18 protein-coding genes and 1 tRNA gene are annotated in these 20,983 nt (G+C 63.5%); 7 read left to right on the forward strand and 12 right to left on the reverse strand.

Features of this window, described 5'->3' with window-relative positions:
- Positions 1–108 precede the first annotated feature (108 nt).
- Positions 109–468 (reverse strand): hypothetical protein, encoded by a 360-nt coding sequence (locus tag AACH87_RS06330; RefSeq protein WP_338797928.1) that lies wholly within the window; start codon positions 466–468, stop codon positions 109–111.
- Between the two features lie 54 nt (positions 469–522).
- Here AACH87_RS06330 and polA point away from each other — a divergent pair, with 54 nt between their 5' ends.
- From polA to yghU, 3 genes are all read left to right on the forward strand, one after another.
- Entirely contained in the window at positions 523–3,321 is a 2,799-nt protein-coding gene (polA, locus tag AACH87_RS06335) for a DNA polymerase I (protein ID WP_338797929.1), read from the forward strand.
- Positions 3,322–3,513: 192 nt separating this feature from the next.
- The gene (locus tag AACH87_RS06340; protein WP_338797930.1) at positions 3,514–4,014 is read left to right on the forward strand and encodes a type II toxin-antitoxin system VapC family toxin; all 501 of its coding nucleotides are present in this window, start codon (positions 3,514–3,516) and stop codon (positions 4,012–4,014) included.
- Positions 4,015–4,327: 313 nt separating this feature from the next.
- Entirely contained in the window at positions 4,328–5,206 is an 879-nt protein-coding gene (yghU, locus tag AACH87_RS06345; protein WP_338797931.1) for a glutathione-dependent disulfide-bond oxidoreductase, read from the forward strand.
- Between the two features lie 500 nt (positions 5,207–5,706).
- On the opposite strand, the gene AACH87_RS06350 is transcribed toward yghU, so the two are convergent.
- Positions 5,707–9,162: an IPTL-CTERM sorting domain-containing protein gene (locus AACH87_RS06350; protein ID WP_338797932.1), complete on the reverse strand. Its 3,456-nt coding sequence runs from the start codon at positions 9,160–9,162 to the stop codon at positions 5,707–5,709.
- A gap of 404 nt (positions 9,163–9,566) precedes the next feature.
- Here AACH87_RS06350 and AACH87_RS06355 point away from each other — a divergent pair, with 404 nt between their 5' ends.
- Together AACH87_RS06355 and AACH87_RS06360 are read left to right on the forward strand one after the other, a co-directional pair.
- On the forward strand, positions 9,567–10,043 hold the full coding sequence (locus AACH87_RS06355) for a GreA/GreB family elongation factor (RefSeq protein WP_338797933.1): 477 nt from the start codon (positions 9,567–9,569) through the stop codon (positions 10,041–10,043).
- 104 nt (positions 10,044–10,147) lie between these two features.
- Complete coding sequence (locus AACH87_RS06360) at positions 10,148–10,432, forward strand: nucleotidyl transferase AbiEii/AbiGii toxin family protein (protein ID WP_338797934.1); 285 nt, start codon at positions 10,148–10,150, stop codon at positions 10,430–10,432.
- A 106-nt stretch (positions 10,433–10,538) separates the two neighbouring features.
- Here the strand turns inward: AACH87_RS06360 and AACH87_RS06365 are convergent, their stop codons facing one another.
- The 6 genes from AACH87_RS06365 to AACH87_RS06390 form a co-directional block, all read right to left on the reverse strand.
- Positions 10,539–11,582, reverse strand: a complete 1,044-nt coding sequence (locus AACH87_RS06365) for an SRPBCC family protein (protein WP_338797935.1) — start codon at positions 11,580–11,582, stop codon at positions 10,539–10,541.
- A 167-nt stretch (positions 11,583–11,749) separates the two neighbouring features.
- Positions 11,750–12,229 carry a DUF2269 domain-containing protein gene (locus tag AACH87_RS06370; RefSeq protein ID WP_338797936.1) on the reverse strand — a complete coding sequence of 160 codons (480 nt, stop codon included), beginning with the start codon at positions 12,227–12,229 and terminating at the stop codon, positions 11,750–11,752.
- Positions 12,226–12,657 carry a DoxX-like family protein gene (locus tag AACH87_RS06375; protein WP_338797937.1) on the reverse strand — a complete coding sequence of 144 codons (432 nt, stop codon included), beginning with the start codon at positions 12,655–12,657 and terminating at the stop codon, positions 12,226–12,228. The genes AACH87_RS06370 and AACH87_RS06375 overlap by 4 nt, the downstream gene beginning before the upstream one ends.
- The gene (locus AACH87_RS06380) at positions 12,654–13,589 is read right to left on the reverse strand and encodes an NAD-dependent epimerase/dehydratase family protein (protein ID WP_338798866.1); all 936 of its coding nucleotides are present in this window, start codon (positions 13,587–13,589) and stop codon (positions 12,654–12,656) included. Before AACH87_RS06380 ends, AACH87_RS06375 begins: the two co-directional genes overlap by 4 nt.
- Positions 13,590–13,663: 74 nt before the next feature.
- A complete protein-coding gene (locus AACH87_RS06385) occupies positions 13,664–14,218 on the reverse strand; it encodes a DUF393 domain-containing protein (protein WP_338797938.1) in 555 nt (184 codons plus the stop codon).
- A gap of 70 nt (positions 14,219–14,288) precedes the next feature.
- Positions 14,289–14,870, reverse strand: a complete 582-nt coding sequence (locus AACH87_RS06390; RefSeq protein ID WP_338797939.1) for a MarR family transcriptional regulator — start codon at positions 14,868–14,870, stop codon at positions 14,289–14,291.
- Between the two features lie 332 nt (positions 14,871–15,202).
- On the opposite strand from AACH87_RS06390, the gene AACH87_RS06395 reads away from it, so the two are divergent.
- On the forward strand, positions 15,203–16,099 hold the full coding sequence (locus AACH87_RS06395; RefSeq protein WP_338797940.1) for a dienelactone hydrolase family protein: 897 nt from the start codon (positions 15,203–15,205) through the stop codon (positions 16,097–16,099).
- Positions 16,100–16,222: 123 nt separating this feature from the next.
- On the forward strand, positions 16,223–17,089 hold the full coding sequence (locus tag AACH87_RS06400) for a ZIP family metal transporter (RefSeq protein ID WP_338797941.1): 867 nt from the start codon (positions 16,223–16,225) through the stop codon (positions 17,087–17,089).
- A gap of 189 nt (positions 17,090–17,278) precedes the next feature.
- Here AACH87_RS06400 and AACH87_RS06405 read toward each other — a convergent pair.
- The 4 genes from AACH87_RS06405 to AACH87_RS06420 form a co-directional block, all read right to left on the reverse strand.
- A tRNA-Met gene (locus AACH87_RS06405) sits at positions 17,279–17,355 on the reverse strand.
- A gap of 27 nt (positions 17,356–17,382) precedes the next feature.
- Positions 17,383–18,162: an enoyl-CoA hydratase gene (locus tag AACH87_RS06410; protein ID WP_338797942.1), complete on the reverse strand. Its 780-nt coding sequence runs from the start codon at positions 18,160–18,162 to the stop codon at positions 17,383–17,385.
- A gap of 181 nt (positions 18,163–18,343) precedes the next feature.
- Positions 18,344–20,146: a peptidase M61 gene (locus AACH87_RS06415; RefSeq protein ID WP_338797943.1), complete on the reverse strand. Its 1,803-nt coding sequence runs from the start codon at positions 20,144–20,146 to the stop codon at positions 18,344–18,346.
- Positions 20,147–20,239: 93 nt separating this feature from the next.
- Positions 20,240–20,968, reverse strand: a complete 729-nt coding sequence (locus tag AACH87_RS06420; protein WP_338797944.1) for a DsbC family protein — start codon at positions 20,966–20,968, stop codon at positions 20,240–20,242.
- Positions 20,969–20,983: the final 15 nt, after the last annotated feature.

Here is a 20,983-nt window from a genome sequence, read left to right on the forward strand (position 1 = left end):
CCCTGCTGGTGCAAAAGTGGGCGGGGCCATGCGGTAAAAAAGCCAGCCACCGGGCCGGTGCCCGATGCTGGCGGCTTGGGTATTTGAGAGGGGCGTTTGGGCCGCGGCTCAGAACTTCATCACGTTCCACACCCGGGGTGCGGTGTTGGTCTCGGCACCGCTGTTGCTGCCAGCGCGGCTGCGGGCACCGTCGGGCGACTTGACCTCGTAAGCGGGCATGTCGCTGTTCTTGGGCTGCACGTTGATGCTTTGCGTCTGGCCGCCCACGCGCAGCTCGTCCACACGGCTGCCGCCGTCTTCCACGCGAATACGCTCGGTGCGCTGGTTGGCGCGGCCTTCCAGTTGCTCTGGATTTGATAGCTGCTCGCGCTTATCAGTTGTGCCCTGCAGGGCATTTTGGTTGGTATTTTGGGCCAGCAGGGGGCTGGACGCCAGGCCCAGCAGAAGAAAGAGGTGGAGTGCGCGCATGGGGCCGATTGTAGAGCGCGGGCCGCAGGCACCGTGCCCGTGCACAATCCGTGCATGACTGACAAAAAGACCCTGGTGCTGGTGGACGGCTCCAGCTACCTCTACCGCGCCTTCCATGCCATGCCCGACCTGCGGGCCGTGCCGGGCGACCCTACGAGCCCAGCCACCGGTGCCATCCGCGGCATGATCAACATGATGCAGGCCCTGCGCAAAGAGGTGACCGCCGACTACGCCGTGTGCGTGTTCGACGCCAGCGGCCCCACCTTCCGCGACGCGCTGTACACCGAATACAAGGCCACGCGCTCGCCCATGCCCGACGACCTGCGCAGCCAGATCGAGCCCATCCACCAGGTGGTGGACCTGCTGGGCTGGAAGGTGGTGGCCGTGCCCGGCGTGGAGGCCGACGACGTTATCGCCACCCTGGCCCACACGGCCGCAGCGCAGGGCATTGAAGTTATCGTGTCCAGCGGCGACAAAGACCTGAGCCAACTGGTCAACGAGCACATCACCATCATCGACACCATGAGCGGCAAGCGCCGCGATGTGGCGGGCGTGACGGCCGAGTTTGGCGTGCCCCCTGCGCTGATGGTGGACTACCAGGCCCTGGTGGGCGACACCGTGGACAACGTGCCCGGCGTGACCAAGGTAGGGCCCAAAACCGCCGCCAAGTGGCTGGAAGAATACGGCTCGCTCGACAACCTGATTGCCAACGCCGACGCCATCAAGGGCGTGGCGGGCAACAACCTGCGCGAGGCCATTGCCAGCGGCCAACTGGCCCTGAGCCGCCAGCTCGTCACCATGAAGACCGACTGCGCACTGGCCGACTACATCCCCGGCCTGCCCGCGTTTGATGACATCACGCTCGATGCGCCCGACAACGAGGGCCTGCTGCCGTTTTACGAAAAGTACGGCTTCAAGGGCCTGGCCGCCGCCATAAAAGGTGCATCGGCTCCAGCGGCTACCACCCCCACCGTCGCCATGCCCGGCCAAAGCGGCGATTTGTTTGCCGACCACTCCGCTAGCACCGTGGCCGAAGAAGCCCAGCACCGCACGGTGGTGTACGACACCATCCTCAACTGGGCCGACTTTGACCAGTGGCTGGAGCGCCTGCACAAAGCCCCGCTCACGGCCATCGACACCGAGACCGACTCCCTCGACGAAATGCGCGCCCAAATCGTCGGCATCTCTTTCAGCGTGCAGCCCGGCGAAGCCGCCTACATCCCCCTGCGCCACGAAGGCCCCGATGCCCCCGCGCAACTGCCGCTGGATGAAGTGCTCGCCCGCCTCAAGCCCTGGCTGCAAGACCCCAAGCACCCCAAGCTGGGTCAGCACATCAAATACGACCGCCATGTGTTCGCCAACCACGGCATCGAGGTGCAGGGCTACACACACGACACCATGCTGCAAAGCTACGTGCTCGAAGTGCATAAGCCCCACAACCTGACCAGCCTGGCTGAGCGCCACACCGGCCGCAAAGGCATCAGCTACGAAGACCTGTGCGGCAAAGGCGCGCACCAGATCCCGTTTGCGCAAGTGCCGGTAGACAAGGCCGCCGCCTACTCGTGCGAAGACTCCGACCAGACCCTGGACGTACACAACGCCCTGTGGCCCCTGCTGCAGGCGGACGACAAACTGCGCTTTATCTACGAGCTGGAGATCGCCAGCAGCGAGGCCCTGTACCGCATCGAACGCAACGGCGTGCTGATTGACGCACCCACGCTGGCCGCCCAAAGCCACGAGCTGGGCCAGCGCATCCTGCAGCTTGAAACCGAGGCGTATGAGATTGCAGGCCAGCCCTTCAACCTGAGCAGCCCCAAGCAGCTGGGCGAAATCTTCTTCGACAAGCTGGGCATGCCCGTGGTGAAGAAGACCGCCACCGGTGCCCGCAGCACCGACGAAGAAGTGCTGGAAAAGCTGGCCGAGGACTACCCCCTGCCCGCCAAGCTGCTGGAGCACCGCAGCCTCGTCAAGCTCAAAGGCACCTACACCGACAAGCTCGCCCAACTGGCCCTGCCACGCACCGGCCGCGTGCACACGCACTACGCGCAGGCCGTGGCCGTCACAGGCCGCTTGTCCAGCAACGACCCCAACCTGCAGAACATCCCCATCCGCACCCCCGAAGGCCGCCGCGTACGCGAAGCCTTTGTGGCCCCCGTAGGCCGGGTGATTGCGAGTGCCGACTACTCCCAGATCGAGCTGCGCATCATGGCCCACCTGAGCGGCGACCACTCGCTGCTGCACGCCTTCCACGCCGGGCTGGACGTGCACCGTGCCACCGCCGCCGAAGTGTTTGGCGTGGAGGTCGATCAGGTCACCAGCGAGCAACGCCGCTACGCCAAGGTCATCAACTTTGGCCTCATCTATGGCATGAGCAGCTTTGGCCTAGCCAAAAACCTGGGCATCGAGACCAAGGCCGCAGCCGCCTACATCGACAAGTACTTCCAGCGCTATCCCGGCGTGAAGCAGTACATGGACGACACCAAGGCCGCCGCCAAATCCATGGGCTATGTCGAAACCGTGTTTGGCCGCCGCCTGTACCTGCCCGAAATCAACTCCCCCAACGGCCCCCGCCGCGCAGGGGCCGAACGTGCCGCCATCAACGCACCGATGCAGGGCACGGCCGCTGACCTCATCAAGCTGGCCATGGTGGCCGTGCAAAAGGAGCTGGACGCCCACAAGCCGGAGATCAAGATGATCATGCAGGTACACGACGAACTGGTGTTCGAGCTGCCCGAGAGCGAGGTGGACTGGCTCAAGACCCACATCCCGCGCCTGATGGCGGAGGTGGCGGCGCTGAAGGTGCCGTTATTGGCGGAGGTGGGGGTGGGGGCTAATTGGGATAAGGCGCACTAATTCTGTGAGCGCGAGCGCTACCTGATCGGCAGAGTGGCGCGCTTCTTGTTTGATCCTAATGCTATAGATTTAAAGGCGACGCTTGAATTCGTAGCTTTCCTGAGTTCAGGCTTCTCTACCCGACCATACGTGCGATGACCTTTGGTAGCTTTTGCGACTCTAAGCTTTCGTTCGCTCTCTGACATTAATCCCATGAACAACGTATTTGCTCGTGCCGAGTTCTTCGATGCTTCTGCGCTTGTACTACTTTACGTTGATGATGATGGCTCGGAAGCAGTTCGCGAGTATTTCAACCGACGACCAACGGTTTACACGACGGAATTCTGTTTTCATGAGGCACTGAGCGTGCTAAAAACAAAATGGCGTCGGGTCAAGCGTCTAAGTCGCGAGGAGTACCTGACAGCGGCTCACCAATTGACAATTTGGTTCATGGGTATGCGTCGAACACTGCCTGAGATTGCACTTCATGATCCAGACTACTACCCTTTAGTTAAAGACTTGGCGACCCGCTCTGGGCTCGACTATTCCGACGCGCTTCAGTTGGCTAGTTTGATGTATGGGAACTATTCACACTTGGCTAGGGAATCACAAACCGTTTTGACTACCGCTGATCGTGAATTGGCGAGGGCTGCGAGAGCTGAAGGGTTGAAAGTCTGGTCGGTGCTTGATGAGGCGCCACCTAGCGAGATTTAAAGTGCGTTGATCTGGTGAAGATTGGCTGTAGCACTTTTTTGGTCCGGTCCAAAGTTGTGCGCTAGGAATGCTGCATGGCGCATCGGCTGCTGTTTGCGTACCTTTTGATCAGTGGTTGAGCGGTAGATGCCTGAATTGTGTGGTGTGTTGGGTGAGTTGAGTGTGTCGGATGGAGTCCCATTGCTAACTTCATAAAGAAGGTTCCTTCCAACAATATTGGCCCTGTTCCGCAGTGAATATGCCGCATCGCTAAACTCGTTCGACATTCGCTAGAGATCCTGCCACAGCTTACTTAAATTGCCCGGAGTCGCTCATGTCCACCCCCTACACCCCCCCCGCCATCTGGCAATGGAACAAAGAAAACGGCGGCCAGTTCGCCAGCATCAATCGGCCCGTTGCCGGGGCTACGCACGATAAAGAGCTGCCCGTAGGCCGACACCCGCTGCAGCTGTACTCGCTGGGCACGCCCAATGGCGTGAAGGTCACGATCATGTTGGAAGAGCTGCTGGCGCTGGGCCACAGCGGGGCGGAGTACGACGCGTGGCTGATCCGCATTGGCGATGGCGATCAGTTTGGCAGCGGGTTTGTGGGCATCAACCCCAACTCCAAAATTCCCGCGCTGCAAGACCGCACTGACCCGGCCAACCCGGTGCGGGTGTTTGAGTCCGGCGCCATCCTGATGTATCTGGCCGAGAAGTTTGGTGCCTTTTTACCCAAGGACGGCGCGGCGCGGGCCGAGTGCCTGTCGTGGCTGTTCTGGCAGATGGGCAGTGCGCCGTTTGTGGGCGGCGGGTTTGGGCATTTTTATGCCTACGCGCCGGTCAAGATCGAGTACGCGATTGACCGCTATGCGATGGAAACCAAGCGCCAGCTGGATGTGCTGAACCAGCGCCTAGCCGTGACGGAATACGTTGCGGGCAATGAGTACACCGTGGCCGACATGGCGATCTGGCCCTGGTATGGGCTGATGGTGAAGGGCGAGGCCTACGACGCGGGCGAGTTTTTGCAGGTGCATGAGTACACCCACGTGCTGCGCTGGGCCGAGCAGGTGGGCCAGCGCCGCGCCGTGCAGCGTGGCCGCATGGTGAACCGGGTGCGCGGTGACCTGGCCAGCCAGTTGCATGAGCGGCACGATGCCAGCGACTTTGACACCAAGACGCAGGACAAGCTGGCTGCTGCCCCCAAGGCTTGATGCGTTTGAGATAAAAAAGGCCGCTAGCGCTTGATAGATAAGCGCAAGAAGCTATCGTTTTCATAGTAATCAACGCACAAAGCGCCCTGGGTCTCAGGGCGCTTTGTTGTTTATGCCGACCCTTCCAGCCGTGCCTTGTAAAGCTGCAGCACGGTCTGCGCAAAGTTGTCTGGCAGAGGGCCTGGGCCCACCAGCAACATCCATTCGGGTTGAGCGGGTCGAAACCTTGCGCAGCGCTTCGACTGCGCTCAGTGAACGGTTCAAGTAGGTTCGTACCGTATCAATTGCGGGGTTTCAAACGCTGTATCGGGCCGCTTATGGTGGGCATCAAGCCGCCCACCCAGGGCTTGTGGCAATGAGGGCTATCAGTACTGCCCAGGGCACGACCTATCTGCTTTGAGGAAGACTTCCTTGGGGGGTCTTCCTGGGCAGTGGGTCCAAGCCCAGGGTGAATTGATCCGTGCAGAGTTTTCCTGGCGGCCTCGTTTGCAATCACCCCCTCAGGTGCGCCTGCGCACTGCCAACATGCCCATGCCCGCCGCCATGAGCGACATCAGGATCAACCCCCACTGGTTCAACGTCGGGATGGAGGCCACACCGCTGGGCCCAGGCGCTGCTGCCAGCACCATCGGTGCGAACGGGTCGCTGATGCTGCCCAAGGTGGGGTCCGCATCGCCCTCGCCGTTATCCGTGACCTGGTAGCTGGCCGTCAGGCGGTCCCCGCTGATGCTGGACACGCTGGGAGAGAACCACGTGCTGGGTGCTCCAAACGTCTGCGGGCCGTATTTTTTCAGCTGCGCCGCAGCCGGAATGGCGGACGGATACGTGACGTTCACCGTGAGCGTGGCGTTGTCGCACCCCGTGGCGGTAAAGCGCAACACACCCAGAGGGAAGGTCGCGTTGCTCGGCGCTCCTGGGGGCACCGACGTGTCGATACTCATCGAGCCCACCGTACACCCCGCAGGCGCGCCTGCAATCTGCACCGATGCGTTGCCACCGCCCGGCACACCCGTCAAAGGCACGCTCGGGTTGATGATCTGCTGCGGTGTGGCCTGCACCTCAGCAGACAGGGGGCCGTTGCCCACGGCGTTGGTGGCCTGCACGGTGAAGGAATACGCCTGACCGTTGGTCAGACCCAAGGCCGTGCAACCCAACGCACCGTTGGTGCTGCACGCCCATGTACTGCCCCCCCCGGACACCAGTCGCTTGAACACGGTATAGGTGACAGCGCTACCGCCGTCATCGGCGGCAGCGGCCCAGGTCAGTGCGACGACGCCATCGCCCGTCGAGGCCGCCAAGGCCGTGGGCGCGCTGGGCAAGCTGGCAGCACGCACCAGCAGCGCGTCGGACGCAATGCCGTTGACCACCGCGCGCAAGGCATACCAACCGCCGTCGAGCGATGAGGGCAAAGGCAGTGAGGTGTAGCTGGTGCTGCTGGACGTGGCGGGGGCAAGCCATGCGCCTGCCTCGTTGTCCAGACGCTGCAGGTAGACCAGCGGCAGATTGGTCGCCGAGCTGTTGAAAGAGCCGCCACTGGCCTCGCTGTCACCGCGCAGCCGCATGCCGTTCAGGGTCAACGCAGCCCCCGGCAGCAGAACACCTGGGCTGGCACTGTTCAGAATCGGTTGACGGGTGGAGGGGGCACCCAGGTCCGATGTGAACAGCGCAGCGCTGGCGAGGGAGCCGCCGCCGCCTCCTCCTCCCGTGACCAGCACCTTGCCGTTGGGCAGCAGTGTGGCCGTGTGCAAGCGGCGCGCAGTACCCAGGTTGCCCGCGCTGCTCCAAGCATTGGTGGCCGGGTCGTACAGCTCCGTGCTGGCGAGGGTATCGAAGCTGTTGCCGTACCCTCCCGAGACCAGCACCTTGCCACTGGGCAGCAGTGTGGCCGTGTGCCAGTAGCGCGCAGTGCCCAGGTTTCCCGCGCTGCTCCAGGCATTGGTGGCGGGGTCGTACAGCTCCGTGCTGGCGAGGGGGCCGCTGTTGCCGTACCCTGCCGTGATCAGCACCTTACCACTGGGCAGCAGGGTAGCAGTGTGCAGGTAGCGCGGGGTGCCCATGTTGCCCGCGCTGCTCCAGGCATTGGTGGTCGGGTCGTACAGCTCCGCGCTGGTGTTGCCGACACCTCCCGTGACCAGCACCTTGCCGCCGGGCAACAGCGTGGCCGTGTGGTAATGGCGCGCAGTGCCCAGGTTGCCCGCACTGCTCCAGGCATTGGTGGCCGGGTCGTACAGCTCCGCGCTTGCGAGGGTGCCGCTGCTGCCCAAACCTCCCGTGACCAGCACCTTGCCGCTGGGCAGCAGCGTGGCCGTATGCGAGCTGCGCGCAATGCCCAGGTTGCCCGCACTGCTCCAGGCATTGGTGACCGGGTCGTACAGCTGCGCGCTGGCGAAGTAGGTGCTGCCGTTGTTGTCCCCTCCTGTGACAAGCACCTTGCCGCTGGGCAGCAGTGTGGCAGTATGCGAGCGGCGCGCAGTGCTCAGGTTGCCCGCGCTGCTCCAAGCATTGGTGGCCGGGTCGTACAGCTCCGCGCTGGTGAGGGTGTCGAAGCTGTTGCCGTACCCTCCCGAGACCAGTACCTTGCCGCTGGGCAGCGGCGTGGCCGTGTGGGCGTAACGCGCAGTGCCCAGGTTGCCCGCGCTACTCCAGGCATGGGTGGCCGGGTCGTACAGCTCCGCGCTGGCGAGGGTGCCGCTGCTGCCGACTCCTCCCGTGACTAGCACCTTGCCGCTGGGCAGCAGCGTGTCCGTGTGGACGTAGCGCGCAGTGCCCAGGTTTCCTGCGTTGCTCCAAGAATTTGTGGCCGGGTCGTACAGCTCCGCGCTGGCGAGGATGCTGCTGCCGTTGCCCCCTCCCGTGACCAGCACCTTACCGCTGGGTAGCAGCGTGGCCTTGTGAGCGTTGCGATCAGTGCCCAGGTTACCCGTGCTGCTCCAGGCATTGGTGGCCGGGTCGTACAGCTCCGCGCTGGCGAGTGGGCCGCTGTTGTTGCGCCCTGCCGCGACCAGTACCTTGCCGTTGGGCAGCAGCGTGGCCGTGTGGTCATAGCGCGCAGTGCCTAGGTTGCCCGCGCTGCTCCAGGCATCGGTGGCCGGGTCGTAGAGCTCCGCGCTGGCGAGGTAGCTGCCGCTGCTCCCCCCTCCCGTGACCAGCACCTTGCCGCTGGGCAGCAGCGTGGCCGTGTGTAGGAAGCGCCCAGTGCCCATGCTGCCCGCGCTGCTCCAGGCATTGGTGGCCGGGTCGTACAGTTCCGCGCTGGCGAGGTAGCTGCTGCCCACCCCTCCCGTGACCAGCACCTTGCCGCTGGGCAGCAGTGTGGCCGTGTGGAAGCTGCGCGCAGTGCCCAGGTTGCCCGCGCTGCTCCAGGCATTGGTGGCCGGGTCGTACAGCTCCGCGCTGGCGAGGGCGGCGCTGATATGGGTTCCTCCCGTGACCAGCACTTTGCCGCTGGGCAGCAGCGTGGCCGTGTGCTGGTAGCGCGGGGTGCCCATGTTGCCCGCGCTGCTCCAGGTATTGGTGGCCGGGTCGTACAGCTCCGCGCTGGCGAGGCGGGTGGCGCCGTTTTGCCCCCCCGTGACCAGCACCTTGCCGCTGGGCAGCAGCGTGGTAGTGTGGCGGTCGCGCGCAGTGCCCAGGTTGCCCGCGCTGCTCCAGGTGGGTTGCGCCAGGGCCGAGCCACTGACGCAGAGTACCAGTGCTCCAATCAGGCATACCCAGAAGCTGTTAAACCAGGCGAGGCCTGGAACAGGATGCAGTTGCGCAGGCGCGGACGGGCTGGTGATGGTGCCGAGAGATGCACTGGGCAGCAGGGGTGTGGATGGAGCCTGAGCCCGAGGTCTCACCAGGGTGAGCAGCAGCAAGCAGGTGAAGGACCAAAGCCCTTTGAGAGTGCTGCTGTGAGACGTAGTGCGCCAATAGCGATGCCTGCCGGGCAGGCAATATCCGGTCTTTCCGGCCATGTGTGATCCCCCTGGGGTGTGTCCGCTCAAATGCTTGGATTTGCAAGCGAAGGCCGAAACAGGCTCTTCGCAACGGTTGGCGGTGTACCACCCGTTTGGATTTATCCAAAGACAAATTTGCGCACGTGAATCGCCCCGGGTGTCGAGGAGGCTGTCTGAGTTAAGTCAGGTCACCGCAGCAGCGGTCTGATTGGCGATCTGCTCCGTGACGTGTTCACCCGGCATCTCTTGTCTTTCGCAACGGGCTTGTCCTTGTAGCCGCTGCCCTTCAGCACACTTGCCACTCTGAAGAGGGACCGTCTCGATCACCGAAGCATCCCTTACCCTGGCGCAAGCGTTGAAAGCGATGGGTGCATTTCATAATGAAGACCTGCCCCGATTGTTTGAGACGCCTACCTTGGATCATGGATAAATTTTTGCTGCAGCAACAAGTACTGAATCAGCTCGCTGAAGACCTGCTGCAAGCCGAGCAGGCGGTGCGGGTGGCCCACGAAACGGCGACTCACGAAGAGAACATTGCCGAAAACAAATACGACACACTGGGGCTCGAAGCTGCTTACCTTGCCACCGGCCAAGCTCGGCGTGCTGCAGCCATCCGCCAAGCGATGACCCATTGGCGTCAATTCCGGCCACGCCCTTATGACGCCAGCAAAGGCATACAACTTGGTGCGTTGGTTTGTCTGGTTGATTCTGACGACAAGCAACACGAGATCTTCCTTGGCCCAGATGGGGGCAGCATGAAGTTGGGCAGCGGCGTCCAGGTCATTAGCGGCGAAGCGCCTTTGGCGAGAGCCATGCTGGGCAAGTGCGAGGGGGATGAGGTGGCGATACAGGTAGGCGCACCGGTCCCGCAGCAGTTTGAGGTGCTGCGGGTTGATTGAACCGTATGGCTGTTGCCCGCTGTGGGCTTGTTCATGGAGGGCGGTAGGCCCTTTGGCCTGCAATCCGGGTTTGACGCTGAGGCCATTTCGCGAAGGGCCTCAGCGTGTCGTGCTGCCGATCAGCACGTCCCCACATCGCCGAGAAGCATCAGGCCATGGTGATGCTGGGGCAGGCCAAAAGCCGCATGAAGGATTTCTTCGACCTGGCCGTGATTGCCCAGCGCACGGAACTGGACAGTGCCACGCTGGCCTCTGCCATTGCCGCCACTTTTGCGCGACGCAACACGGAACTACCCGCAGGGCGACCTCTCAGCCACGGCCCGCTGGCATCCGCAAGCTTTGCGCTGGGTCTGAAACCTGAAGCTGCGCAAACAACCAATTCGGGGTAAAAGTGGCTCCGGGCATTGAATAGAAAGTGCAGGCAGCTATCTTTTTGATAGTGATTTCCTGAGAGGCGCTCGCCTGCACTCCTGCCGTTCCCCGTTCAGCTTGTTCTCACGCAGACCCCTCCAGCCGCGTCTTGTAAAGCTGCAGCACGGTCAGCGCAAAGTTGTCGAGCAGAGCCTGGGCCCACCAGTTGGCGTAGGTGTTGAAGTCGGTGGACAGGCGGTAGCTGATGCGCAGGTGCAGCCGCGTGCCGCCTGCCTCGGGCGTCAGGGTGTAGGCGGTGTCGTTCAGGTCAAAGTAGGCACCGCCAATGGCGACGTGGTCGTCCAGCGCGCCTGCGGGGATGGAGTCCGGCCCGAAGCGGAAGGTCCAGCGCAGGTGGCGGCCGGGCTCCCAGTCCTGGATCACTTCGTCAAAGTGCACGCCCTTGCCCCAGCGGATTTTGCGGACATGCGCGCCGCCTTCCTCTTGCACCGTCACAGCCTCCACGGGCGGGGGCACGCCGATGCGGTAGGCCAGTGATGTTTCCACCTCGCGGGGCTGGATGTTGCGGATGTCGTTGATGCCCTGCCACACCACCGATGCAGGGGCGTTGATCCACAGGCTGCGCTCCACCTGGCCCACTTGCGCGGGTGCGCCCTGCGGCAGCACCAGCGCGGCGGCCAGGGGCAGCACGGCAAAGCCATAAGCCGCATGACGCGGCCAGCGGGTAAGGCGGCACACCAGCCCCATGCACAGCCCGCCCGCCATGCCCATGAAGGTGAAGAGCGGCAAGATGACGATGGCGCAGATCAGCCCCTCGATCAACACCAGCAGCGATCCGATCACTACCAGCGCCGTGGCCAGCGCTGGGGCCCAGGCGTAATACGCCCAACTGCGCCGCTGCTGCCGCTCGGCCAGGTACACGGTGATGGCCCCGGTGGCCAGCGGTGCCAGCCAGATGAATGCGCCCACCATGGCCGACCAGCGGCTGCTGGGCGCGCCGCTGAACGCCAGCCGCAGCAGAACGCCAAACACCATGCCGCACAGGATGGGCGCGAACTTGCCAAAGGGCAGGCGTGAGGGGTCTTCTGCTGCGTCCCAAGGCGAAGGCGCTGCGGGTTCTCGGGGCTCTAGGGGCTCTGTGGGGGGCTTGGTTGGGGTGTCAGACATGGTTCCTCCCTGGTGTGTGTTGTGGTTGGTGTGGGCCTCAAATACCCGTTCGGGCTGAGCTGGTCGAAGCCTTGCGAGGCACTTTTATGCGGGCTCAGCGGAGCGGGTTTCGGGTGATCTGTTGTCGTGCCTTCTCTTGCTTTCTCTCCATGGCCTGTGGCGTTGGCTCACCCACCCCACAGCTCAGGCTTGTTCACCATCAGCGCAAAGACCACGGCCATGGCGATGAAGGCGGGGTAGCCCAGGCCTTCCCACCAGCGTTGCAGGCGCACGTATTGCGCGGGCAGCGGGGTGCCTGCGGCGTGGGCGGCTTGCGCCATGCGGGCCATGCGGATCTGGATGGCCACCACGGGCAGCCAGCAGGCACCAGCCAGCAGGTACAGCGCGATGGACAGGGCCAGCCACGGTGTAGTGAGCGGCCAGCCCGCCATGTGGGCCATGGCAATGCCGCTGAGTGGCTGCACGATGACGGCGGGGGTGGTAAACCACCAGTCGGCCCGCACCACTAGACGGCCCACCACAGCCTGCGCGGCCACGCTGCCGCTGCGGTTGGCAAAGAACAGGTAGAACGCAGAGCCCAGGCCCGTGCCCACCAGCAGCACGCTGGAGATGATGTGGATAGTCTTGAGGACGAGATAGGTGTTCATGATGTGGTTTCCTCGTTGCGGGCCGAGTGGGTTCCCAGCACCAACAGGATGGCGGCGATGGGCAGGTTCTTGAGCAGGGACCCGAGCGGGTCCAGCCACAGGTGGGGCAGCAGCACTGTGGCCGTCAGGGTCATCACCCCCATCAACGCCAGGGCCGCCCATGCGCTGTGGCGGCCGGGCCAGCGCCACAGCGCTATGCCCATCAGCAGGTCGGCTCCAGCACCGCCCCAGATCAGGGCTTGAATCCAAGCGTCATCGGTCAGCCCAGCGCTGCGCAGCAGAGCATCGCCTTGCGTGCGGTGGGTGATGGCGCTGACCACAGCGGTGCCCAGCCACACGGCCACCAGGCTGGCGCGCAGCAGGCGGAGAGATGAAGCGGTGGCGGTGAGGGCAGGCCGTGGAGGCGTGGGGTGTTCTTGGCGGGTCATGAGGGAGCTCCGGTGTGGGCTGCTTCTGCCCCTGTGGGGGTGGTGGCCCTGGCCCGCTCTACCAGCTGGCTGTAGTGCGTGGCGGGGTGGCCCAGCAGGGCTTGCAGCGGCGCGGGGTCGGCCACGTTGTCGGTGGCCAGCATGGCCAGGGTTTCGCTGCCCCAGGGGGATAGGGGCACCCAGTCGCCCAGGCGGGCAGACAGGTGGGTGAGTGGCGTGGGCAGCCGCAGCACATGGGCTGGCTGGTGGCCGCACTGCGCGCGCAGGCTGGCAATCAGGGCCGCAATGGTCAGTGCCTCAGGCCCCGCGCAGGGCACCACACCGCGTTGGCGGCTGTGGCTGCCCAGCAGCGCCACCACGGCATCTGCCAGGTCTTGCACCGCCAGGGGCTGGATGCGTGCGGTGAGCACCGGCCCGGGCAATACCAGCACAGGCAGGCGTGCCAGGCGCATGAACAGGGCGGTGCTGGCACCCCCTTGGCCAAACACCACGCTGGGGCGCAGCACCACGCCGCGCAGGGTGGAGCGTGGGGCCGCCGCCAGGCCCAGCAGGTGCTCGTCGGCAGCGCGCTTGGTGTGGGCATAGCGGGTGGTGCCGGTCTGCACGCCCAGGGCCGAGATTTGGACCACATGCCGCACGCCCGCTTGTCGGCACGCTTCAAACAGCGCCACGGGGGTGCGCTGGTGCACGGCATCAATGGGGCGCGCCGCAGTGTGCCGCAGCACGCCCACGGCGTTGACTACGGCGTCTATGCCTTGCAGGCGGGGCAGCCAGGTGGCGGCGTCGGTGTCGCGGGCAAAGTCCATGGGCACGCCAGCGCCTTGATGCCGTCGTGGCGAATGCCCTGCGTGCACGGTGTGTCCGGCCCGTCGCAGCGCGGCGGCAATGGCCCGGCCGATGAAGCCGGTGGCCCCGGTCAGGAGCACTTGCAGGGGGGCGGTGGGTGTGGAGGGGGCAGTCATGGCAGGCCTTCGATGAGAGGGGGATGAGTACCTCGCGGAACCGTTCACGCTGAGCCCGTCGAAGCGCGGCGCGAGGCTTCGACAGGCTCAGACCGAACGGATGTTGCAGGGGCTGTGCTGCCTCTACCGCCCCGCCCGTTTGGCCCTTCTTGCGTTCTGTCCAACATGCACTGGTCCGTGCACTGCTGCGCTGCAGCCCGCTCTGCAGCGCGGCGCAAGGCCTTGCCAAAGAACATGCGTATCACCCAGGCCGGTGCGCGGTAGCGGTTGCGGGCGATGACGGGGTACAGCGCATCCATGCCTGCGCGCAGCAACGGGATGCGGGCGGGAGACATGACCCACCCCAGCCCCACGGCGGCGTAGGCCACCTCAAACGCGGCCACGCCGCTGAGCCATTGGCCGCTGGCGGTGCGGGCGTGCATCAGTGTCAGCAGCGCCTCGCGCGTCACGCCCTCGGGGCAGATGAAGCCGGGGGCTTGCACATCCTCAAACCGCAACTGCCCGGCCTGGTTGCGCAGCATGAGGTTGTGCATTTCGGTTTCGCACAGGGGGCAGGCACTGTCGTAGTACAGGGTGACGGGATAGAGGGCTGCAGTCATGATCTCGATTCTTTCTGAAATTTCTGTCAAAAGAGAAATTAACGGCCAAAAAAAATTTGAGGCGTAGGCGTCAGGGGGCAGGGGGTGTGCGGTCTGCACCGCCAGTGGCTGTAGGAGCCGCAGGCGCATCGCCGCCACGAACGAACTTCTGCACCGTGGCGCCCATGCGCAGCACCTTCTCCAGCGTACTGGGCGACAGGCGTAGCATCTCGTCGGCCCAGGTGCCCAGTGATTCCATCAGGTGCAGGGTTTCGCGCACGCGGTCTTGGGCGTCGGGGCTTTCCTGGGCAAAGTCGGGCTTGCGTACCAGCTCACGCAGCATGCGGGTGGTGGGGTCAAACTCGCGGGTCTTGCGCTCACGCACCACGGTGCGGAACAGTTCCCACACATCGCTGCTGGTCTCGTAGTAGTCGCGCCGGTCGCCCAGCACATGGGTCACGCGGATCAGCTGCCAGTTGATCAATTCCTTGAGGCTGGTGCTCACGTTGGAGCGCGCCACCACCAGGGTGTCGGCAATCTCTTCGGCATTGAGCGGGCGGCCATGGAAGAACAGCAGCGCGTGGATTTGCGCCACGGTGCGGTTAACGCCCCAGGCGCTTCCCATCTCGCCCCAGTGGACGACGAATTGTTGGGCAATGGGTGTGAGTTGCATGGGAGGCAGTCTCTTTCATTCTGAAATTTCTGTCAAGACAGAAATTGAAAATGGAATTGCTGCACTCATCAACGGAAAAGCATCCGCAAGTGAGGCTCCCTCTCGAAACCTTTGCCGGGCGTATTTGTAAACAAATTGCTAAGATGAATCCATCGCCGTGACACCCTGCTGTATCAGGAGGGGATGGCCCCGAGGCTCCCATGGGGCAAATGGTGCCCTGCGTTGCGCCGTCTCCTCATGCTCCTGCGGGCTTCTTCAGGGGCTGCGCCTTCTGATCCGATTCGATTTCCTGCGCCAACCTATCTGCTGACCATCAACTCTGGAGGACTCTGATGCTGAACCATGACCACCACCTGGACACGCAAGCCCTGCTGCCCGGACGCTCTACCGAAGCGGGTGCCACACGGCGCACCGCCCTGCAGGCTGCGCTGGGCCTGGGTTATGCGGCTGCTGCTGCGCCTTTGATGGCGCAGACCGCCATCTCCACCCCTGCTGATGGCCTGGTGGCAGGGCAGGTGAGCTACGAGGTGGATGGCTTCAAGGTGCCTGCGTACCGCGCAGCGCCTGAAGGCAAGACCGGGTTGCCCGTGGTTCTGGTCATCCAGGAGATTTTTGGCGTGCACGAATACATTGCCGATGTGTGCCGGCGCTTTGCCAAGGCGGGCTACCTCGCCATCGCGCCCGAGCTGTACGCGCGCCAGGGCAACGCGGCCAGCTATACCGAAGTGTCCAAGCTCATGGCCGAGCTGGTCTCCAAGGTGCCCGATGGGCAGGTGATGGGTGACCTGGACGGTGCCGTGAAGTGGGCCGCCGCCAATGGCGGTGATGCTGCCCGTGTGGGCGTGACGGGCTTTTGCTGGGGTGGCCGCATCACGTGGCTGTATGCCGCCCACGGGCCGGTCAAGGCAGGGGTGGCTTGGTATGGGCGGCTGGTGGGGCAGTCCACCGACCTCACTCCCAAGCACCCGGTGGATCTGACGCCCATTCTGAAAGCGCCGGTGCTGGGGCTTTATGGCGAAAAAGATTCCGGCATCCCTCTTGACACGGTTGATAAGATGAAATCAGCCCTAGCCAGCGGTTCTGCTGCAGCCAAGGTTTCCGAGTTTGTGGTGTACCCCGATGCGCCGCACGCCTTCCATGCCGACTACCGCCCCAGCTACCGCAAGGAAGCGGCGGAAGACGGCTTCAAGCGCGCGCTGGCCTGGTTCAAGACCCACGGAGTGGTTTGAGCTTCTCCTGTTTTCAGCCAGAAGCCGCCCTGAAGTTTTCGGGGCGGCTTTTTTTCCGGGTACAGCACAAGCGTTTGATCCTGAAAAATGCCTCTAAGGCAGTATTAATAAGCGCTAAAAGCTATGACTTTGATAGCAATCTTGATTGCCACCCTGGCTGCCGGTATTGGCAGTGTGTGGGTTGCAGCCCTGCTGATGCGGTGGGGTTTGGGCCGCCAGCAAGACGGTGTGGGGCCGCAACACCTCTTGAGCTTGGCGGCAGGGGCTTTGCTGGCCACCGCCTTCATGCACCTGCTGCCCGAGGCGTTTGAAAGCCAGGCCGGAGCGCACGACCTGTTTGCCACCTTGCTGGTGGGCGTGGTGTTTTTCTTTTTGCTCGACAAGGCCGAGCTGTGGCACCACGGGCACGAGCACAGCCACGCCGAGTCGACCCCGCATGCGCATGGCGATGGGCACCATCACCGACATGACCACGGGCACGATCATGCCCACGCTGCTGGTCATGACCATCACGGCCACGCCCACCACCACGGCCCCCGCGCAGGCGGCTGGGCGGTGCTGACGGGTGACAGCGTGCATTGCTTTGGCGATGGCATCCTGATCGCCTCCGCATTCATGGCCGATATCCGCCTGGGTGTGATCGCCGCCATGTCGGTGCTGGCGCACGAGGTGCCGCACCACATGGGTGACCTGGTGGTGCTGGGGCAGACCAGCACCAACCGCCGCATGGCGCTGGTGAAGGTGTCTCTGGCCGGTGCAGTCACGGCCCTGGGCGGGGTGCTGGGCTATTTTCTGGTGGCGCAGCTACAGGACTTTTTGCCGTATTTCCTGGCCGTGGCCTCCAGCAGCTTTGTGTATGTGGCGCTGGCTGACTTGATTCCACAGCTGCAAAAGCGCCTGACAGCGCGTGAAACCATTGCACAGATTGCGTGGCTCGTTGCGGGGATGGTGGTGGTCACGCTGGTGAGCGGCGCGGCGCACAGCCATTGACAGGTGGGTCTGTGGACTAAAGGTGCTATGAAAAGATGAGCTGCCTGCGCTTGCTCAGCGGGCGCAGCAGCTATTTTTTTCTGCCATCAGATCGGCCTCCCCACCTGACTGGTCACTTTTGGGGTATCCAGCTTCAGCCATTTAGACAACAAAAAACCCTGCTTGGCGAACCAAGCAGGGTTTTTGATTTGGTGGTGGTACCGGGACTTGAACCTGGGACATCAGCATTATGAATGCTGCGCTCTAACCAACTGAGCTATACCACCGAAGCCTCAAATTATAGACCAAAAAAATCACTGGTGCACAAAATTGGCCTTGCGTTTTGCAATGAACGCGTCCATGCCTTCTTTTTGGTCCTGCGTGGCAAACAGTGCGTGGAACAGGCGGCGCTCAAACATCACCCCGTCAGCCAGGGTGCCTTCAAACGAGCGGTTGACCGATTCCTTGGCCGCCATCACGGCGATGCGCGAGAAGTCCGAAATGATGAGTGCAGCTCCCAGGGCTTCGTCCAGCAGCTTGTCAAAAGGCACCACGCGGCTGACCAGCCCGGCGCGCTCGGCCTCGGTGGCGTCCATCATGCGGCCGGTCAGGGCCATGTCCATGGCTTTGGATTTGCCCACGGCACGGGGCAGGCGCTGCGTGCCGCCCGCGCCGGGGATCACGCCCAGCTTGATTTCGGGCTGGCCGAACTTGGCGTTGTCTGCAGCGATAATGAAGTCACACATCATGGCCAGTTCGCAGCCGCCACCCAGGGCAAAGCCGCTCACGGCGGCGATCACGGGCTTGCGGATGCTGCGGATGGCTTCCCAGTTGCGGGTGATGTAGTCGCCCTTGTAGGCGTCGGCAAAGCTGTACTTGGCCATGGCGCCAATGTCGGCACCGGCGGCAAAGGCTTTTTCGCTGCCGGTGATGATCATGCAGCCGATCTTTTCGTCGGCATCAAAAGCCTTGAGCGCTTCGCCCAGCTCGTTCATCAGCTGGTCATTCAGCGCATTGAGCTGCTTGGGGCGGTTGAGGGTGATGATGCCGACCTTCTCGCCTTCGGTGCGCACTTCAATGGTCTCGTAAGCCATGTTGTCTCCTGGTTGGGGTTCCGGGTGCCGGAACCGGGGTCAAAACCTGTTCAAAAAAAGGTGTTGCCGACTATACCCAAGCACCTTGCAGCCCGCTGTCGCGCGTCGCGCACGGCTGTGGGGCTGCGCTATCTGTGCTGTGGGTCTAGGTCATTCTGGCAGTCTGCACTGTCACATCAGGTCACACCGCATCAGCCAGCCAGCGGCCCACAGCTTTGCTGTCGGTGGCGCTGAGGCTTACCGTGTCGGGTTTGGGCGCCTTGCGCCGTGCGTTGGTGGGCGCAGCAGCAGGAGCTGCCAGGGGCAGGCTGAGCGGCAGGCGCAGCAGGCGGCCATCACGCGCCACCAGGGCGGTGAGCTGGCGGTGTGGGCCCGTGTAGAAAGCCACATCGTCCAGCTTGGCAATGCGCCAGCCCTGGCCTTTGACTTCGATGCCCAGCCACTCGTCTCCCGCTGCCATACCCGCCTGTTCGGCGGCACCGCCGCGCAGCACGGTCTTGATCTGAACACTGTGGTTCTCCGCCACGCGCAGGCCCAGGCGCTGCGCCAGCTGGGCGGGTTCTGCTTTCAAGGTCACGCCGTGCGCTGCCAGCAGGGACTCCAGTGGCAGTTCGTCCGTGCCGTGCACCCATTGCTGAATTTCCTGTGTCCAGGGGCGTCCGGTCAGCTCCTGCAGCACTGCCAGCAGATCGTCCTGGCTAATGGGGCCGCCCTGGCTGCGATGCCACAGCCCGCGCATCACGGCATCCAGCGTGGCTTTGCCTTCCTGGCGCAATTTCAGGTCCAGGCACAGCGCTACCAGCGAGCCCTTGGTGTAGTAGCTCACCGTGGCGTTGGCGGTGTTTTCGTCCTGTCGGTAGTACTTCACCCACGCATCAAAGCTGGCCTGGGCCACCGTTTGCACCTTGCGCCCGGGTGTTTGCAGCACCTGGTTGATGGTTTTGTTGATGAGCTTGAGGTAGGTGGTGTCGTCAATCAGGCCTGCTCGGCGCAGCAGAAGGTCGTCGTAGTAGCTGGTAAAGCCCTCAAAGAACCACAGCAGCTGGGTGTAGTTCTCCTGGTCGTAGTCATAGCGGCTGAACTCTGCAGGCCGCAGGCGTTTCACGTTCCAGGTGTGGAAATACTCGTGGCTGATGAGGCCCAGCAGCGTGGTGTAGCCCTCGCCCTGGCGCTTTTCACCGGTGCGGGGCAGGTCACGCCTGCCGCAGATCAGTGCGGTGGAGTTGCGGTGTTCCAGCCCACCGTAGCCATCATGCACGGCATTGAGCATGAAAACATAGCGGTCAAACGGCGTCTTGCCCTTGCCATGCCAGAAACGGATGGCGGTTTCGCAGATTTTCTGGCTGTCGGCCAGCAGGCGCTCTCCATCGAAGGATGGTGCTGCGCCAGCCACCACAAACTGGTGGGGTATGCCGCAGGCCGTAAAGCGTCCCACCCAGAAATCGCCCATTTCCACGGGGCAGTCCACCAGCTCGTCGTAGTGGGCTGCGCCATACAGGCCAAAGCCTTTGCGGGTGGTTTTGAGGGGCTGCAGTCCCGTAGCCACGGACCATGCTGCCGTGGCGGCGGTGGGGCTCACCTGCAGGGTATGGGCCGCTTGCTCCTGCCCATGCACGCGCAGACACAGGCTGGTGCCGTTGAAAAAGCCCCGGTCCGCATCCAGCCAGGCCGTGCGCACCGAGTTGTCGTAGGCGCACACCTCATAGGTCAGCACCAGCGGCTCTTGTGCCTTGCACTCGGCCACCCAGGTGTGTTTGTCCGTCTGCTGCAGGGCTACGCTGCGGCGGCCCTGCCGGGCCTGGAGGTTTTGCAGGTTCTTGGCGAACTCCCGCACCAGGTAGCTGCCGGGAATCCACACCGGCAAGGACACCACCTGCCGGGCCAGGGGCGAGGCCACCGTCAGGGTGATCTGAAAAAGATGGGCCTGGAGGTTGGCCGGGACCACCTCGTAGTGAATGGGAGCAGGGGCGGATGATTTGGGCATAAGACTCGGCTAGGCTGCCGCGCCTGACGGGCCCTGGAGCGCCTGCGCGCCCCTGGCACCGCCGTTGGCCTGCGGCGGTTGTCTGATCAAGGGTCAGTTTTTGGCAGTGCTCTCGCTCGCCACTTCGGCAAAGCGCTTTTCCACTTCCTGCGCGCCAATCGCGCCTGGCACCCGGGTGCCGTTGGCGAAGATCAGCGTAGGGGTGCCGGTGATCTTGTGTTTGCGGCCAAAGGCCAGATTGCGCTGGATGGCGGCTGTGTCACAGCTGGCGGCTGCGGGCACCTTTTCGCGCACCATCAGGTCCTGCCAGGCGGTCACGCGGTCTTTGGCGCACCAGATATTGCGGGACTTCTCGGCCGAATCCGGGCTGAGGATCGGGTAGAGGAACAGGTAGACGGTGATGTTGTCCACATTCTGCAAATCGCGCTCAAAGCGCTTGCAGTAGCCGCAGTTGGGGTCTTCAAAAATGGCGACCTTGCGCTTGCCATCGCCGCGCACGATGGTGAAGGCGTCTTGCAGGGGTAGGGCCGAAAAGTCCACCGCTGTCAGCTTGTTGATGCGGTCTTCCGTCAGGTTGCGGCGCGCCTTGGTGTCGATCAGCTCGCCCTGGATGAGGTAATTGCCCTTGGCGTCGGTATAGAAAACGTCTGTGCCGATACGCACTTCGTACAGGCCCTGCATCGCGGTGGAGTTCACTTCATCGATCTTGCCCAGCTGCGGAATGCGATCGCTCAGCGTCTTGCGGATGGCTGCTTCTTGAGCCTGTGCGGACAGGCCCAGCGCCAGAACAGCGGCGGCCAGCAGGGTAGGGAAGAGTTTCATGAGAGGCTCGATGGT

It is taken from the genome of Acidovorax sp. DW039 (assembly GCF_037101375.1).
Taxonomy (GTDB): Bacteria; Pseudomonadota; Gammaproteobacteria; order Burkholderiales; family Burkholderiaceae_C; genus Acidovorax.